This is a genomic window from Streptomyces sp. NPDC097107 (genome assembly GCF_044762405.1).
Classification (GTDB): Bacteria; Actinomycetota; Actinomycetes; order Streptomycetales; family Streptomycetaceae; genus Streptomyces; species Streptomyces thinghirensis.
Map to the genome: position 1 here is coordinate 293995 of NZ_JBIWEF010000011.1, position 16569 is coordinate 310563.

Below are 16569 nucleotides of genomic sequence, written 5' to 3' on the forward strand. Positions count from 1 at the left end.
CTCGGGCTGTGGAGAACAGGGCTCCTACCAGCCGGCTCGCTGCGTGGTGCCGGTGGCCGTGAACGGCTGGTCCGTCCGCACGATCTCGCGCCCCATCGGGAGCAGTGAGACCGGGATCAGCTTGAAGTTGGCGATGCCGAGCGGAATGCCGATGATCGTGACGCACAGCGCGATGCCGGTGACGATGTGGCCGATGGCAAGCCACCAGCCGGCGAGGAGCAGCCAGAGCACGTTGCCGACGCAGGAGGGTGCCCCCGCGTCGCGACGCTCCACGGCCGTGTACCCGAAGGGCCACAGAGCGTAGACACCGATGCGGAAGGCCGCGATGCCGAACGGGATTCCGATGATCGTGATGCAGAGCAGCGCGCCCGCGGCCAGGTAGCCGAGGAACAGCCAGAAGCCGCTGAGCACGAGCCAAATGACGTTGAGGATGGTCTTCACTGCTGACGACCTGCCATCTTTTCGAGTCGGGCGATTCGCTCCGCCATCGGCGGGTGGGTGGAGAACATTTTCGAGAGCCCCTGTCCCGGCCGGAAGGGGTTCGCGATCATCATGTGGCTGGCGGTCTCGATCCGGGGCTCCGGGGGCAGCGGGAGCTGCTTCGTGCCCATCTCGAGCTTGCGCAGGGCGCCGGCGAGGGCGATCGGGTCACCGGTGAGCTGGGCGCCGGAGGCGTCGGCCTCGTACTCCCTGGAGCGGCTGATCGCCAGTTGGATGACGGTGGCGGCGAGCGGACCGAGGATCATGATGAGGAGCATGCCCAGCAGACCGGGTCCGTCATCGTCGTTGGAGCGTCCGATGGGGATCAGCCAGGCGAAGTTGACCAGGAACATGATCACGGAGGCCAGGGCGCCGGCGACGGAGGAGATCAGGATGTCGCGGTTGTAGACGTGGCTGAGTTCGTGTCCGATGACGCCGCGCAGTTCCCGCTCGTCGAGCAGGCGCATGATGCCCTCGGTGCAGCACACGGCCGCGTTGCGCGGGTTGCGGCCGGTCGCGAAGGCGTTCGGTGCCTCCGTCGGCGAGATGTACAGCCGGGGCATGGGCTGGCGGGCCTGGGTGGAGAGCTCGCGGACCATGCGGTACAGCGCCGGGGCCTCGAACTCGCTGACCGGGCGGGCACGCATCGCGCGCAGGGCGAGCTTGTCGCTGTTCCAGTACGCGTACGCGTTCGTGCCCAGGGCGATGAGGACGGCGACGACGAGCCCCGCTCGGCCGAAGAAGCTGCCGATGACGATGATGAGCGCCGACAGCCCCCCGAGGAGTACTGCGGTCCTGAGCCCGTTGTGCCGGCGGTGCACGGTACGCCCTCCAAGTGGTGCAGCAGGGGAACCCTTTGCTTGCTGGTGTCGCTCGCTGTGGCTGCTTCCTGGTCTCCGATGCCACCGGTGCCGTGGCGTCACGTCCAGTGGACCCTTCCGTACTGGTCAACGCCAGGCGAGGGCCACCAGTTCCCTGGCGCCCACGGCAGCACGCTTGGTCCGTACGGGTGACGGCCGCAGCGGACGGCACGCGCGCGTGGATGCCGGGTGCCGCACGCGCGCGTGCCCGAAGCGGCTGCCGCTCAGAAGAGTCCGGTGTCGGCGAACCGCAGAATCAGCTGGGGTGCTCCCGAGAGGGCGACGGCGAGGACCGCGGTGACGGTGATCGCGGCCGTGAGGGGGACGGGGACGCGGTGCTTCGCGGTCGCGCCGTCGGGCGCCCGGAACAGCAGGGCCGTCCATTGGAGGTAGTAGAAGAGCGCGATGACGACGTTCACGGCCATGACGACGGCCAGCCAGCCGAGGCCCGCGTCGACGGCCGCGGAGAAGACGGTGACCTTGGCGAAGAGGCCGATGATGCCGGGCGGCAGTCCGGCCAGACAGAGCAGGAAGAACGCCAGGAGCAGCGCCGCCAGCGGGTGGGACGCGTACAGGCCGCGGTAGTCGGCAACGCGGTTCAGGGACCTCGTTCGGCCCACCAGCGCGGCCACCGCGAAGGCGCCGAGGTTCACCGCGGCGTACATGAGGGCGTAGGCGACGGTGGAGCCGATCGAGCGCTCGGGGTCGTCGGAGTACGCGGCGGCGGCGATCGGGACGAGGAGGTAGCCCGCCTGGCCGACGGACGACCAGGCGAGCAGGCGTACCGCGCTGTACGCGCGCGTGGCCTGCTGGCGGAGGGCCCCGACGTTGCCGACGGTCATGGTGAGCGCGGCCAGCGCCGCGAGGGCCGGCCCCCAGACATCGGCGTAGGACGGCAGGGCGATGACCGTGACGAGGATCAGGCCGGAGAAGCCGACCGCCTTGCCGATCACGGACAGGTAGGCCGCGATGGGCAGGGGCGCGCCCACATAGGTGTCGGGCACCCAGAAGTGGAAGGGCACGGCGGCCGCCTTGAAGGCGAAGCCGACGAGAGTGAGGACGACGCCGGCCTGGACGAGTGTGGTGAGCTGCCCGTCGACGTGCTGGATGCGTTCGGCCACCTGGGTGAGATAGAGGGTGCCGGTGGAGGCGTACACGAAGCTGATGCCCATGAGGCTGACGGCGGTCGCGGTGACCGACGACAGGAAGAACTTCAGCGCCGCTTCGGAGGACCGGCGGTCGCCCTGGCGCAGGCCTACGAGGGCGAAGGCGGGCAGCGAGGCGACCTCCAGGGCGACGATGAGGGTCGCGAGGTCGCGGGAGGCGGGCAGGAGCGCGGCGCCGGCCGCGGAGGAGAGCAGCAGGAACCAGAACTCGCCCTCGGGGAGTCCGCGGTCGGCGTCCTTCACGGCGGTGACCGAGAGCAGGGCGGTCACGAGGGCGCCGCCGAGGACCAGGAACTGGATGGCGAGGGTGAAGGTGTCGGCGGTGTAGCTGCAGACGTCGGCGTCGTCGGCCAGGCAGAACGTCGAGCGGTCGCCGTTCACCAGGGGCAGCAGCATGAGCGTGGCGGCGGCGAGTCCGGCGACCGACATCCAGCCGAGCAGCGGCTTGCGGGCGTCCCTGACGAAGAGGTCGGTGACGAGGACGACGAGGCCTGCGACGGCCGCGATGGTGGGCGGTGCGATGGCGAGCCAGTCGACGGACTGGACGAGGTTCTGGGCCAGTGGCGCCGCCACGGCCTGGGCCGGGGAGCTCATCGGGTGCCTCCTGAGAGGAGCTGCTGCACGGCCGGGTCGGTCAGCCCGAGGAGGACCTTGGGCCAGAGTCCGGCGACGACGGTGAGGGCGACGAGCGGCGTCCAGGCGGCGAACTCGTACGTGTGTACGTCGGCGAGCTTCGGGGCTTCCTGCGCTACGGCGCCCATGCAGACGCGGCGGACCACGATCAGCATGTACGCGGCTGTCAGCAGTGTGCCGAACGCGGCGACGGCCATGAAGGTGAGATAGGCGGGGCGACTGAGGTCGTCGTGGGGGTCGAAGGCGCCGAACAGGGCGAGCATCTCGCCCCAGAATCCGGCCAGGCCCGGGAGGCCGAGCGAGGCGACCGCGGCGAAGGCGAGCAGACCGCCCAGGCGGGGCGCCTTGCCGTACAGGGCGGCCCCGGTCTCCTCGGCGAGGGTGTCGAGGTCGGTGGTGCCGGTGCGGTCCTTGAGCGCGCCGACCACGAAGAAGAGCAGGCCTGTGATGAGGCCGTGGGCGATGTTGGCGAACAGGGCGCCGTTCACGCCGGTCGGGGTCATGGTCGAGATGCCGAGCAGGACGAACCCCATGTGGCCGACGGAGGAGTAGGCGATGAGGCGCTTGAGGTCGCCCTTCGCACCCCGCTTGGCGAGGGCCAGGCAGGCCAGGGAGCCGTAGATGATGCCGACGGCCGCGAGGGCGGCGAGGTAGGGCGCGAAGGTCTGGAAACCGTCCGGTGCGGCCGGGAGGAGGATGCGGACGAATCCGTACGTACCCATTTTCAGCAGGACGCCGGCCAGCAGGACCGAGCCGACGGTCGGCGCGGCGGTGTGGGCGTCGGGCAGCCAGCTGTGCAGCGGCCACATCGGGGTCTTCACCGCGAGCCCGATCCCGATCGCCAGAACGGCGATGACCTGCACGGACGTGGTCAGTGACCGGCCGTTGTCAGTGGCGAGTGCCACCATGTCGAATGTGCCCGCCGTGATTCCGATCAGGAGCAGGCCGAGCAGCATGACGACGGAGCCGAGGAGCGTGTAGAGGATGAACTTCCAGGCGGCCCCGGCCCGTCCCTCGCCGCCCCAGCGGGCGATGAGGAAGTACATCGGGATGAGGACCATCTCGAAGGCGAGGAAGAACAGGATCAGGTCGAGGACGGCGAAGGTCGCGAGCGTGCCGGACTCCAGGACGAGCAGCAGCGCGACGAATGCCTTCGGACTCGGGCCCGCGGGCATCTTGAAGTACGAGTAGAGCGCGCACAGGAAGGTCAGCAGCGCGGTCAGGACCAGCAGGGGGAGGGAGATGCCGTCGATGCCGAGGTGGATGCGCACGTCGAGTGCGGGGATCCAGCTGATGTCCGTGCTGGCCTGCATCTTCGACGGATGGTCGTGGTCGAAGCCGAGCACGAGGACGACAGCGGCGATGAGGACGGTGCCGGTGACGGTGACGCCGTGCCGGAGGGCCGCCTGGTCGGGCGACTTCCCCTTCAGTCCGGGCGGGGCCGGCAGGAGAGCTGCGGCAGCGCCCAGGAGCGGGCCGACGACGACCAACGCCAGAAGGAACCGCATCACGGACTCGTTGATATCGATCACGTCTGCTCACGCTCCCGTGGCGACGAGGACGGCGGCGACCGTGAGGACGACGGTGCCGGCGAGCAGCGCGCTCACATAGGTCTGCACATTGCCGGTCTGGGCCCGGCGTACGGCGGTCCCGAGCCAGCGGGGCAGGGTGCCGGCCCCGCGCACGTAGGTGTCGACGACCTCGCGGTCGAGGAACCGGACAAGGCTCGCGCCGGCCTGGACCGGTCGGACGAAGAGGGTCCTGTACACCGCGTCCAGGTGGAAGCCGACGGCCGCGTGCCGGTGCAGGCGCCCCAGCAGGAGCCGTCCGGGGTCCGACGGGTCGGGAGCGTAGGCGACGTCTCCGTAGGCGGGCTTGTGGCTCGCGATGGCCTCGGCCTCCACGAGGGCCGCGTCGCCCTCCGGGTGGGCCGCGACGGCGCCCAGCGGGGTGCGGTCCGCGAGCGCCGTGGTGTGGCGCCAGGCGGCGTAGGTGACGATGCCGCCGACCAGGGCCACACCCGTGCCGAGCACGGAGGTGGTGAGGGTGGGGGTGAGGTCCTGTCCGTCGAACCAGTCGGGCAGCAGACGGAAGGCGAGTCCACCGAGGGCGAGTGAGGGGATGGCCAGGGCCCAGAGCACGGCGTTCATTGCCACCGGCTGCCTGCCGTGGTCGGGGGCCTCGACGCCCCGTCCCCGGAAGGCCAGCAGCCACAGACGAGTCGCGTACGCGGCGGTGAGCAGGGCCGTGATCAGGCCGGCGGCGAGGACGGTCCAGCCCGCGGCGCCGGGCGCGTGCTCGGAGTGGCCGGTGACGACGTGCTCCGCGGCGACGAGGACGGACTCCTTGGAGAAGAAGCCGCTGAAGGGCGGGATCGCGGCGAGGGCCAGCAGTGCCACGGTCATCGTCCAGTAGGCGTCCGGTACGCGGTCGCGCAGGCCCCGCATGCGGGACATCGCGGCCAGCGAGTTGGTGCCGGCTGCGTGGATGATCACGCCGGCGGCGAGGAACAGCAGCGCCTTGAAGGCGCCGTGCGAGATGAGGTGGAAGACGGCGGCACCGCGGTCGCCGACGGCGAGGGCGCCGGTCATGTAGCCGAGCTGCCCGATGGTCGAGTAGGCGAGGACGCGCTTGATGTCGTCCTGGGCGAGCGCGGCGAGCGCCGAGCCGACCATCGTGACCGCGGCCATGACGGCGAGGACGGCCATCGCGGCGTGCGAGGCCTGGAAGAGCGGAAGGAGCCGGGCGACGAAGTAGACACCGGCGGCGACCATCGTCGCGGCGTGGATCAGCGCGGAGACGGGTGTCGGGCCCGCCATCGCGTCGGGGAGCCAGGTGTGCAGCGGGAACTGCGCCGACTTGCCCGCGACACCCGCCAGGAGCAGCAGGGCGATCAGCGTCGGGTGGTCGAGCGAGCCGTTCGCGACCGCTCCGAGGATCTTGGTGATGCGGAAGGAGCCGGCCTCGGTGGCCAGCGCCAGCAGGCCGATCAGGAAGGGGACGTCACCGAGCTTGGTCACCAGGAAGGCCTTGAGGGAGGCGGCGCGGGCCTCCGGGGTCTCCCAGTAGTGGCCGACCAGGAAGTACGAGCAGATGCCCATGATCTCCCAGCCGACCAGCAGCACCATCAGGTCGCCGGAGTAGACGACGAGGAACATGGCGGAGGTGAAGAGGGAGACGAGAGCGGCGTACGAGGGGTAGCGCGGGTCGTCGCGCAGGTAGCCCGTCGAGTAGATCTGGACACAGGTGGCGACGGTGCCGACCAGTACGGCGACGAGGGCGGCGAAGCCGTCGATGTGCAGGGCGAGCTCGATCGGGACGGAACCGGTGGGCGTCAGTTCCGTGACGGCGTCGACGGCCCGGCCGCCGCCCTGGCGGGCCGCGACCGCTACGGCGAGGACGAGGGCCGCCAGCGTCGGCAGGACGGCGAGCGGGCGGACGAATCCCGGCGCGGTACGGCCGAGCAGGAGGCCGGCGGCTGCTCCGAGGAAGGGGAGGAGGGGGACGAGTACGGCGAGGGTGGTCGTGGTCACGCGGTGGCCTCAGCCTTCTCGGCGGCCGTCCCGGTCGCGGGGGCATCGGTGTCGGGGCCGTCCGGCTCGTGACCCTCGGCGGTGTCTCGGAGCTTGTCGATGTCCGAGGTGCCGCGGTTGCGGTGGACGGCGAGCACGATCGCCAGGCCGATGCCGATCTCGGCGGCCGCGATGGCGATCGTGAACAGGGTCAGGGCCTGGCCGGAGTGCAGGGTCTCCTCGGCGGCCTTGCTGAGCCAGACGTCGAAGGCGACGAGGTTGAGGTTGACGGCGTTGAGCATCAGCTCGACCGACATCAGGACCAGGATCGCGTTGCGTCGGGCGAGGACGCCGTACAGGCCCGTGCAGAACAGGAGGACGGAGAGAACGGCGGGATAGGCGAGGTGCATCAGCGGACACCACCCTTGTCGGCACCGTTCGGGTCTGCGGGCGGATCGGTTTCGGTCGTACGGCCGGCCTCGGCTGCGCGACCGGTGGCGGCTGTACGGCGGGTGGCGGCTGCACGGCCGGTGGCTGTGCGGCGGGTGGCGGCTGCACGGCCGGTGGCGACTGTGCGGCCCGGGTCGGCGGCGCGGTCCGCCTTGGCCTTGCGGGACAGGACGATGGCGCCGACCAGGGCGGCGAGGAGGAGGACGGAAAGGGCCTCGAAGGGGAGGACCCAGTTCTGGAAGAGGCTCGCTCCGGTCACGGCTGTGGAGCCGGCGGCCGGGCCGTCCAGGTCGATCCAGGTGGTACGGAAGGCGTCGACGACGACCCACACCAGGGCCGCGGCGGCGGCCACGGCCACGGTGAGGGCGGCCCAGCGGTTGCCGGAGTCCGCGTCCGGGGACCGGCCGATGGGTGCCCTGGTGAGCATCAGGCCGAACAGGATGAGGACGACGACGGAACCGACGTAGATGAGGACCTGTACCCACGCGATGAACTCGGCGGTGAGCAGGAGGTACTCGACGGCGAGCCCGCCGAGCGCCACGACCAGCCACAGGGCGGCATGGACGAGCTGCCGGGTGGTGACGGTGACGACGGCGGCGCCGAGGGTGACGAGGCCGACGAGGAGGAAGGCGATCTCGACGCCGGTCGGGGAGAGGAAGCCGTGGGGTCCGGCTGCCCCGGTCGTGGAGTCCGCGGCGAGGTGAAGGTGACCGACGGTCGTTGCGAGGGTCATTCCCGGCCCTCCTGATCCGGCTGGTCCCCTGTGGTCCGGGGCTCCGACCGACCCGGTGTCCGGGGCTCCGACCGACCCGGCGCCGGCCCGGGCTGGTCCGTCTGCTGCTTGGAATCGCCCATCGGGCGGGTGGGCTGCTCGGCGGCGCGGGCCTGCTCGTCGGCGTGCGGTTCGGTCGCCCGGGCCGCCTGCTGTCGAGTCGTCTGCTGTTGGGCCGTCTCCTGTTGGGCCGTCTGCTGTTGGGCCGTCTGCTGTTGGGCCGTCTGCTGTTGGGCGGCCAGCTTGTCGGCGGTCTTGCGGGCGGCGGCGAGTTCCTTCGGTTCCTCCGCGCCGGGGTCGAGGGCGGGCGGGGCCGGAACCGTCCACATCCACTCGCGGAGCTTGTCGCGTTCGTGGGTGAGATCACGGATGTCGGTCTCCGAGTACTCGAACTCCGGGGACCAGAACAGGGCGTCGAAAGGACAGACCTCGATGCAGATACCGCAGTACATGCACAGGGAGAAGTCGATGGCGAAGCGGTCGAGGACGTTGCGGCTGCGGTCGCGTCCACCGGGGGTCGCCGCCGGGATCGTCTCCTTGTGGGAGTCGATGTAGATGCACCAGTCCGGGCACTCGCGGGCGCACAGCATGCAGACCGTGCAGTTCTCCTCGAACAGGCCGATGACACCGCGGGTACGGGGCGGGAGCTCGGGCTGGACGTCCGGGTACTGCTCGGTGACGGTCTTCTTCGTCATCGTGCGCAGGGTGACGGCCAGACCCTTGGCCAGGCCGCTGCCGGGGATCGACAGGCGGGACATGGTTACTGAATCACCACCTTGACGATGCCGGTGAGGGCGATCTGGGCGAGGGACAGGGGGACGAGGAGCGTCCAGGACAGTTTCTGGAGCTGGTCCTCGCGCAGGCGCGGGTAGGTCACGCGCAGCCAGATCACGACGAAGGCGAGGACGGCCGTCTTCAGCAGGGTCCACACCCAGCCGAGGCCGTCGGCGCCCCAGGGGCCGTGCCAGCCGCCCAGGAAGAGGACGGTGGTCAGGCCGCACAGGACGACGATCCCGGCGTACTCGGCGAGGAGGAACAGGGCGAAGCGCAGGCCGGTGTACTCGGTGTAGGCGCCGAAAATGATCTCCGAGTCGGCGACCGGCATGTCGAAGGGGGGCCGTTGCAGTTCGGCCAGCCCGGCGACGAAGAAGACGATCGCGCCGACGATCTGCCAGGGCAGCCACCACCACTCGAAGGCGTCGAGGATGCCGACGAGCGAGACGGTGCCGGCCGCCATCGCGACCGAGGCCGCGGTGAGCAGCATCGGAAGTTCGTAGGCGAGGAGCTGGGCGGCGGTCCGCAGTCCGCCGAGGAGGGAGTACTTGTTGGCGGAGGCCCAGCCGGCCATGAGCGAGCCGAGGACGCCCACGCCCATGACGGCGAGGACGAAGAAGATGCCCGCGTCGACGACCTGGCCGACCGCGCCCTCGCCCGGGCCGATGGGGATGGCCAGAAGAACCAGAAGGTACGGCAGGAGGGCCACGGCGGGAGCGAGCTGGAAGATGCGGCGGTCCGCGTCGGCGGGGACCACGTCCTCCTTCTGCGCGAACTTCACGCCGTCCGCGACGAGCTGGGCCCAGCCGTGGAAACCACCCGCGTACATCGGACCGAGACGGCCCTGCATGTGGGCCATCACCTTGTGCTCGGTCTGGCCGACGATCAGGGGGAAGGTGAGGAAGACGACGAAGACGACGAGGAGGCGCAGGGTGACGTCGAGCGCGTCGTTCACTGCGGGCCTCCTGGGGGGTTCGGGCGGTCGGGTTTCTTGGGGTTGCCGGAGTCGTCGGGGGCTCCCTGCCCGGGTTCCGGCTCCTGTGCCTGCCCGGTTTCGGGCTCCTGCCCCTGCCCCTGCCCCTGCCCCTGTACGGGCTTCTCCTCCGCTGTGACGTCCGGGGCCCCGCTCGCCCCGGGCTCCGCCCCGTCACGCGACTCGGGCTCGGCTTCGTCGAAGGCAGGGCGGGCGTGGTGCCACGGGGCATCCGGGCTGCGCGGTGTGGAGGGGGCTGTCTCCGGGGCCGGTTCCTCCGTGCGCGGGGGCGTGGTGGTGTCGTCGCCGACGGAGGTGGCGGGATCGGCGGAGGTCTCGTCCGGCGTCCCGGTGTCGGAGGCGGCGCGCATGCTCGCCGAGCCCTCGGACGCGCTCCGGGCCCGCCGGGGTCCCCCGGTGCCGCCCGTTCCTGCTCGCTGCGACGCCGAGCCCTCACCGGCCGTCGTCTCCGCCGTGGGCGCGTCCGTCGTGGCGCCCGTCCGCTGGGACGCGGAGCCCTCGCTCGCGCTCCGCGCCCGCCGGGTCGGCGGGGCAGTCGAGGGTTCGGCAGCCGGGGCCGTCTGGCCGGCGGAGCCTTCCGCCGCCGTGCGGGAGCGGCGGGAAGTGGCGGGGGCATCCGTGCCAGGCGCCGTCTGACCGACGGAGCCCTCCGCCGCCGTGCGGGAGCGGCGGGAAGTGACGGGGGCATCCGTGCCAGGCGCCGTCTGACCGACGGAGCCCTCCGCCGCCGTGCGGGAGCGGCGGGCCGGGCGGTCACCTGCCGCACGGGCCGGACGCTCCCCTGCCGCGCGCCCCGCCCCGCGTGCCGGGCGGGCCGGCGCGGGAGGCAGCTGGCCCTTCAGCGGCCCCCACTCGTTGGGGTCGGGGACGCCCGGCGGCAGCATCTGGCGGCGCCGGGGGCCGCCGTGATCGGACTCGCCCGGCTCCTTCGCACCGGGCCAGGCCTTCGCGACGCGGGCCGCGAGGACGAAGTCCTTCCGCAGTGGGTGACCCTCGAAACCCTCCGGCAGGAGCAGGTGGTCCAGCGCCGGGTGGTCCTCGAAGGCGACGCCGAACATCTCGTGGGTCTCGCGCTCGTGCCAGGCCGCGCCCGCGTACACCGCGACGGCGGTGGGCAGGACCGGGGTCTCGTGCGGGACCGTCGTACGCAGCAGCAGCCGGCGTACGGGACCGAGGGCCACGACGTGCGCCGCGACGCGGAACCCCGTGCCCGGTTCGTCGACCGCGCTCAGCCAGTCGAAGTACGTGCAGCCCAGCCGGTCACGCGCCGTCTCCAGGGCGGAGATCCAGGACGCCGGCGGCACGTCCACGGTCAGGACGTCGTACGACTCCTCGGCCGTGGCCTGTGCGCCGAAGAGTTCCTCGGCGTCGGCGGGCAGCCAGCCGACCGCGGTCATCGGCCCTCCCCCGAACCCGATGCCTGGTCCGCGGCGGAGTCCGAGGCCGCGCCCGGGGCCGAGGTCGCCCCGGGGGCGAAGGCCGCCCCGGGGGCCGAGCCCGCGCCCGGGGCCGAGGACGCGTCAGCGGCAGGTGGTCGCACCAGGCCGCTCTGCAGCGCGGCCGTCGACGGCCGGGGCGACGTGCCGTACCGCTCCCCCAGCGACTCCCGCGCGATCTTCTCCTGAAGCTTCAGGATCCCCTGGAGCAGCGCCTCGGGGCGCGGCGGGCAGCCGGGGACGTAGACGTCGACGGGGATGATCTGGTCGACGCCCTTCGTCACGGAGTAGGAGTCCCAGTAGGGGCCGCCGCAGTTGGAGCAGGCGCCGAAGGAGATGACGTACTTCGGCTCGGGCATCTGCTCGTACAGGCGCTTGACGGCCGGCGCCATCTTGTCGGTGACCGTGCCCGAGACCACCATCAGGTCGGCCTGGCGGGGGCCCGGCGCGAACGGGATGACGCCGAGCCGGATGAAGTCGTGGCGCGCCATCGACGCGGCGATGAACTCGATCGCGCAGCAGGCGAGGCCGAAGTTGAAGACCCAAAGGGAGTACCGGCGGCCCCAGTTCAGGACGACCTTCATCGGCTCCGGCGCGAGACGGGCGAGCGCGCCGAGCCGCTTGGGCTCCGGGAGCAGCACGGGTCCGGCGGGGTTCGGATCGGCGGGGTTCACGTCCACGACAGGACGCCCTTCCTGTATGCGTACAACAGACCCACGGCGAGGAATCCGAGGAAAATGAACATTTCCACGAGGGTCGTCGCGCCGTAACCAGGATCGGCGAAGACCGTCGCCCAGGGGAAGAGGAAGATCGAGTCGACCGCGAAGATGACGTAGAGGAACGCGTAGACGTAGTAGCGGACCTGGGTGTGGGCCCAGCCGTCGCCGACGGGGTCCACCCCGCACTCGTACGTCAGCAGCTTCTCGGGGGTCGGGACCACCGGCCGCAGCAGGTGCCCGGCCCCGAATGCGACGGCGACGAAGAGCACGCCCACGACGGCGAGCAGCCCGACGACCGAGTAGGACTGGAAATAGTCCGCGGCGAGCCCGACGGTCGGTTCCGGCACGTGCGTCCCTCGCTCCCTCTCCTGAACGCTGCTGTTCGACGATCTGTGCATCTGTGCGTACGGGAGTCTAGGGCCTGATAAAGAGACGTTAAGCAGCCCGTCACACCTTGGGACGCGGGGGTGGGGTTTTCCTCAGTGCATCCCGGCGGTCCACCTCATGGCGCGGCGCCGCGCCGCACGGCACGCTGACTCGTATGACCGAACGCCTCTCGACCTCGAATCCCGCCGGGACCACCGGCGCAGCGACCGAAGACCGCCTGCCGCCGGCCCGTTTCGCCTACGACCGGCACACCTGGAAGGAGATCGCCCACCTGCTGGCGAATCTCCCGGCGGCGCTGCTCGGATTCGTCTACGTCGTGACGATGCTGGCCGTGGGTGCCGTGTTGACGATCACGGTGATCGGGTTCCCGCTGCTGGCGGCCGGCCTGCTGGGCGCGCGGCAGTTGGGCAAGCTGGAGCGGGCGCGGGCCCGTGCACTGCTCGGGGTGCGGGTGGACGAGCCGAGCCCGCTGCCCTTGCGGGGCAGGGGCGGGTTCTTCCCACAGTTGTGGATGGCGCTGAAGGACCCGGTGGGCTGGCGCACGGTCCTGTACGACTTCATACGACTCCCGTGGGGCATCCTCACCTTCCTCCTCATCCTGACGTCGTTGTTCGTACTGTGGCCGGTGCTGCCCTTCATCACGCGAGGTCTGGCCAACGCGGACCGGGCGATGGTGCGCGGCCTGCTGTCCCCGTCCGACGAACTGGAGCGGCGGATCGCCGAGCTGGAGTCGGACCGGGGGGTCGTGGTCGACACGGCCGCCGCCGACCTGCGGCGCATCGAGCGCGACCTGCACGACGGGGCACAGGCCCGCCTGGTCAACCTGGCCATGGGGCTGGGTCTGGCCAAGGAGAAGCTGCTGGAGGACCCCGACGCGGCGGCGGCCATGGTCGACGAGGCGCACGGCGAGGTGAAGCTGGCCCTGCAGGAACTGCGGGACCTGGCGCGCGGCATCCATCCCGCCGTGCTGACCGACCGTGGCCTGGACGCGGCGCTCTCCTCGGTCGCCTCCCGCTGCACCGTGCCGGTCAAGGTGACCGTCGACCTGGCGGAGCGCCCCGCGGCGGCCATCGAGGGCATCGCCTACTTCACCGTCTCGGAGCTGCTCCAGAACGTCAGCAAGCACAGCGCGGCGAGGTCCGCCTCCGTGGAGGTGTGGCGGTCGTCCGACCGACTGCTCATACAGGTGGGGGACGACGGCCGCGGAGGCGCGCGCCTCGACGGTGGTACGGGGATGAAGGGTCTCGCCGACCGGCTGACCGCCGTCGACGGTCTCTTCGTCGTCGACTCGCCGGAGGGCGGCCCGACGACGGTGACGGCCGAGCTGCCGTGGCGCGACCGGGAGGATGCCGACTCCGTCTCCCGTACCGCGGTCCCGAGGTAACAGACGACGAGGCAGCTGTCGGGGGGCACCCCTCCCGGCCCAGAGGTCTCAAGAGGGGTGGGGAAAACCCCCCTCTTGGGACGCCGACGAGCTCCATGGCCCGTGGATGTGCGGTCGAGGAGGGTGGAGTTACGACAGCACAGCCGTACGACGAGGAGAAGGACGGCACCGATGGCCACGGAATACGGACAGGGTTACGGATTGGAAAGCGGGCCCGGCTTCCCCGGGGCCACCGGCGCGCGACGTCACCGGCTGCCGGCGGGGCTGCGGGCACCGTTCGAGGCACGCAGCTGGCGCGAGTTCGGTTATGTGCTGCTCAGCCTGCCGATCGGCATCCTGCTCTTCACGTACGCCGTCACGATGACGTCGCTGGGCGCGGGCCTGCTGGTGACGTTCCTGGGTGTCCCGGTGCTGGCGGCGGCACTCGCCGGATGCCGCGGCCTCGGCGCGATGGAACGGGCGCGGGCCCGTGCGCTGCTGGGACTCCGGGTGTCCGACCCGGATCCGCTCCGGCTGCGGAAGCAGGGCGCGATGGGATGGATGGGTGCCGTGCTCAAGAGCGGCACCTCCTGGCGGAGTCTGCTGTACGCGGTGCTGCAGTTCCCGTGGTCGGTGTTCTCGTTCGTCGTGGCCGTGAACGTCTGGGCGGTCGGCTGGGCGATGCTGACGTACCCGCTGTGGTTCTGGGTGTTCCCGATGTACGCCGGCCAGGACGGGCTCCAGCTGTACGGCGACGAGACGCACCGGATCTACTTGGACAACCCCTTCGAGATCACCGTGACCGCGCTGGTCGGGCTGCTGTTCACGCTGGCGACGCCGTGGATCGTCCGGGCGCTGACCACGGTGGACCGACTGATGGTGCACGGGCTGCTCGGACCGTCGCGGCTGGCGACGCGCGTGGTGGAGCTGGAGTCGGACCGTGGGGTCGTGGTCGACACTGCCGCCGCCGACCTGCGGCGCATCGAGCGCGACCTGCACGACGGGGCACAGGCCCGCCTGGTCAACCTGGCCATGGATCTGGGCCTGGCCAAGGAGAAGCTGCGGGAGGACCCGCGGGCCGCGGCGGTCATGGTGGCCGATGCGCACGGCGAGGTGAAGACGGCGCTGCAGGAGCTGCGGGACCTGGCCCGGGGCATCCATCCCGCGGTCCTGACCGACCGCGGTCTGGACGCGGCGCTGTCGTCGGTCGCCTCGCGCTGCACCGTGCCGGTGCGGGTGGAGGTCGACCTGGCTGAGCGGCCGGCGTCGGCGATCGAGGGGATCGCGTACTTCACGGTGTCGGAGCTGCTGCAGAACATCAGCAAGCACGCACGTGCCACGTCGGCCGCCGTGGAGGTCTGGCGGGTGGAGAACCGGCTGCTGCTCCAGGTCGTGGACAACGGCGTGGGCGGGGCGGCTGCGTCGGCCGGGTCGGGACTGGCGGGACTTGCGGAGCGGCTCGACGCGGTGGACGGGATCCTCGTGGTGGACTCGCCGGTCGGCGGACCGACGCGGGTGACGGCGGAGCTGCCGTGGCGGAACGAGCCGGTGGCCGGGTAACCACCGCGGGAGCCCTCGCGGGAGCCGCCACGCGAGCCGCCCCTGAGACGGTCTCATCGCCGACCGACAGCCCTGATCTCCCTCCCGCCTCCTCCCCCGAGGGCTGGAGACGTGATCGAGAACCGGCCACCGAGCGGCCGGACCCGGCCTGGTGCCCCCGCTCGTCCCGGCTCTTCCCGCTCTCTTCCCACTGCCCGAACGCATCCGGCCTCCGATGCTGGAATGCTGGACCTGTCGCACGGACGGTTCGTGGACGCGGCGTGGGCCGCGCGGGCCGTGGGGTGGGCGGGTTGTGGGGGGCCGAGGATCGTGGAGGACAGGGTGCGGGTGGTCATCGCCGAGGATTCAGTGCTGCTCCGAGAGGGGCTGACCCGGTTGCTGACCGACCGTGGGCACGAGGTCGTGGCCGGTGTCGGCGACGGCGAGGCACTGATCAAGACAATCACCGAGCTGGACGCGCAGGGCGAGCTGCCGGACGTCGTGGTGGCGGACGTACGGATGCCGCCGACGCACACCGACGAGGGCGTGCGCGCCTCGGTGCAGTTGCGCAAGGCTCACCCGGGCCTCGGCGTACTGGTGCTGTCCCAGTACGTGGAGGAGCGGTACGCCACGGAGCTGCTGGCCGGTTCCAGTCGCGGCGTCGGTTATCTGCTCAAGGACCGGGTGGCCGAGGTACGGGAGTTCGTGGACGCGGTGGTGCGTGTGGCGGAGGGCGGTACGGCGCTGGACCCGGAGGTCGTCGCGCAGTTGCTCGGGCGCAGCCGCAAGCAGGACGTACTGGCGGGACTCACCCCGCGGGAGCGGGAGGTTCTGGGGCTCATGGCCGAGGGCCGGACGAACTCCGCGATCGCCCGCCAGCTCGTCGTGAGCGACGGGGCCGTCGAGAAGCACGTCAGCAACATCTTCATGAAGCTGGGACTGTCCCCGAGCGACGGTGATCACCGGCGGGTGCTCGCCGTGCTGACGTACCTCAATTCCTGAGACAAGCTCTCAATACCTGAGATCAGCGGCCCACCCATCGTTTCCCAGGTCGCCGGCCCGGCAGCCTGGGGACTCATCCGAACGAATGAGAAACCAGCGCACGAGCAGGGTGCGTCTTCACGAGCGTCACTTGTGCCGGGGGGCGGGGAAACGTCGAGTGCAGGGGCGACGGGCCGTCTCGAGGTCGTGTCCATCATGCGAATGTCCACCGGAAGTCAACACCTGCGGACGTAGGGTTGATCCCGGGACGGTCGGTGGGAGACCGGCCCCGGACAGCCGTCTCGAGGGAGGTCCAATTCAGTGACCAGCCAGGTCAGCAGCCCAGCGGAGCAGGCCGACGGAACCGTCGTAGGAGAGCAGCGCAAACCGGTCGGGGCGAAGGACGTTCGCCGGTTGGACCGGGTGATCATCAGGTTCGCGGGGGACTCGGGTGACGGGATGCAGCTCACCGGTGACCGTTTCACCTCGGAGACCGCGTCGTT

At 71.1% G+C, this 16569-nt stretch carries 16 protein-coding genes; 4 read left to right on the top strand and 12 right to left on the bottom strand.

The features are described 5' to 3' along the window. Positions 1-24: 24 nt before the first annotated feature. From ACIQ1J_RS26610 to ACIQ1J_RS26665, 12 genes are all read right to left on the bottom strand, one after another. Complete coding sequence (locus ACIQ1J_RS26610; RefSeq protein ID WP_403560637.1) at positions 25-441, bottom strand: YccF domain-containing protein; 417 nt, start codon at positions 439-441, stop codon at positions 25-27. Then, a complete protein-coding gene (gene htpX / locus ACIQ1J_RS26615; RefSeq protein ID WP_210957975.1) occupies positions 438-1301 on the bottom strand; it encodes a zinc metalloprotease HtpX in 864 nt (287 codons plus the stop codon). Before htpX ends, ACIQ1J_RS26610 begins: the two co-directional genes overlap by 4 nt. 263 nt (positions 1302-1564) lie before the next feature. After that, positions 1565-3100, bottom strand: coding sequence for an NADH-quinone oxidoreductase subunit N (locus tag ACIQ1J_RS26620; protein ID WP_403560639.1), 1536 nt, complete (start codon positions 3098-3100; stop codon positions 1565-1567). Beyond that, positions 3097-4671, bottom strand: a complete 1575-nt coding sequence (locus ACIQ1J_RS26625) for a NuoM family protein (protein WP_403560641.1) — start codon at positions 4669-4671, stop codon at positions 3097-3099. Before ACIQ1J_RS26625 ends, ACIQ1J_RS26620 begins: the two co-directional genes overlap by 4 nt. A 6-nt stretch (positions 4672-4677) precedes the next feature. Continuing rightward, positions 4678-6672, bottom strand: coding sequence for an NADH-quinone oxidoreductase subunit L (locus ACIQ1J_RS26630; RefSeq protein WP_403560643.1), 1995 nt, complete (start codon positions 6670-6672; stop codon positions 4678-4680). Further along, entirely contained in the window at positions 6669-7061 is a 393-nt protein-coding gene (gene nuoK, locus ACIQ1J_RS26635; RefSeq protein WP_310871773.1) for an NADH-quinone oxidoreductase subunit NuoK, read from the bottom strand. The genes ACIQ1J_RS26630 and nuoK overlap by 4 nt, the downstream gene beginning before the upstream one ends. Further along, on the bottom strand, positions 7061-7834 hold the full coding sequence (locus tag ACIQ1J_RS26640) for an NADH-quinone oxidoreductase subunit J (RefSeq protein ID WP_403560645.1): 774 nt from the start codon (positions 7832-7834) through the stop codon (positions 7061-7063). Before ACIQ1J_RS26640 ends, nuoK begins: the two co-directional genes overlap by 1 nt. Continuing rightward, positions 7831-8631, bottom strand: coding sequence for a NuoI/complex I 23 kDa subunit family protein (locus ACIQ1J_RS26645; RefSeq protein ID WP_403560647.1), 801 nt, complete (start codon positions 8629-8631; stop codon positions 7831-7833). Before ACIQ1J_RS26645 ends, ACIQ1J_RS26640 begins: the two co-directional genes overlap by 4 nt. A 2-nt stretch (positions 8632-8633) precedes the next feature. After that, positions 8634-9602 (bottom strand): complex I subunit 1 family protein, encoded by a 969-nt coding sequence (locus tag ACIQ1J_RS26650; protein ID WP_210957980.1) that lies wholly within the window; start codon positions 9600-9602, stop codon positions 8634-8636. Beyond that, positions 9599-11038 (bottom strand): NADH-quinone oxidoreductase subunit C, encoded by a 1440-nt coding sequence (locus tag ACIQ1J_RS26655; protein ID WP_403560649.1) that lies wholly within the window; start codon positions 11036-11038, stop codon positions 9599-9601. Before ACIQ1J_RS26655 ends, ACIQ1J_RS26650 begins: the two co-directional genes overlap by 4 nt. Next, positions 11035-11757, bottom strand: a complete 723-nt coding sequence (locus tag ACIQ1J_RS26660; RefSeq protein ID WP_403560651.1) for an NADH-quinone oxidoreductase subunit B — start codon at positions 11755-11757, stop codon at positions 11035-11037. The genes ACIQ1J_RS26655 and ACIQ1J_RS26660 overlap by 4 nt, the downstream gene beginning before the upstream one ends. Beyond that, the gene (locus ACIQ1J_RS26665) at positions 11748-12194 is read right to left on the bottom strand and encodes an NADH-quinone oxidoreductase subunit A (RefSeq protein ID WP_403560653.1); all 447 of its coding nucleotides are present in this window, start codon (positions 12192-12194) and stop codon (positions 11748-11750) included. Before ACIQ1J_RS26665 ends, ACIQ1J_RS26660 begins: the two co-directional genes overlap by 10 nt. Before the next feature lie 143 nt (positions 12195-12337). Between ACIQ1J_RS26665 and ACIQ1J_RS26670 the strand changes: the two genes are divergently transcribed. From ACIQ1J_RS26670 to ACIQ1J_RS26685, 4 genes are all read left to right on the top strand, one after another. Continuing rightward, positions 12338-13567, top strand: a complete 1230-nt coding sequence (locus ACIQ1J_RS26670) for a sensor histidine kinase (RefSeq protein WP_403560654.1) — start codon at positions 12338-12340, stop codon at positions 13565-13567. Between the two features lie 171 nt (positions 13568-13738). Continuing rightward, positions 13739-15106 (top strand): sensor histidine kinase, encoded by a 1368-nt coding sequence (locus tag ACIQ1J_RS26675; RefSeq protein WP_403560655.1) that lies wholly within the window; start codon positions 13739-13741, stop codon positions 15104-15106. 309 nt (positions 15107-15415) lie between these two features. Beyond that, positions 15416-16087, top strand: coding sequence for a response regulator transcription factor (locus ACIQ1J_RS26680; protein ID WP_121748685.1), 672 nt, complete (start codon positions 15416-15418; stop codon positions 16085-16087). A 300-nt stretch (positions 16088-16387) separates the two neighbouring features. After that, positions 16388-16569, top strand: a 182-nt coding sequence (locus ACIQ1J_RS26685) for a hypothetical protein (protein ID WP_403560656.1), incomplete at its 3' end; no start/stop codon positions are given.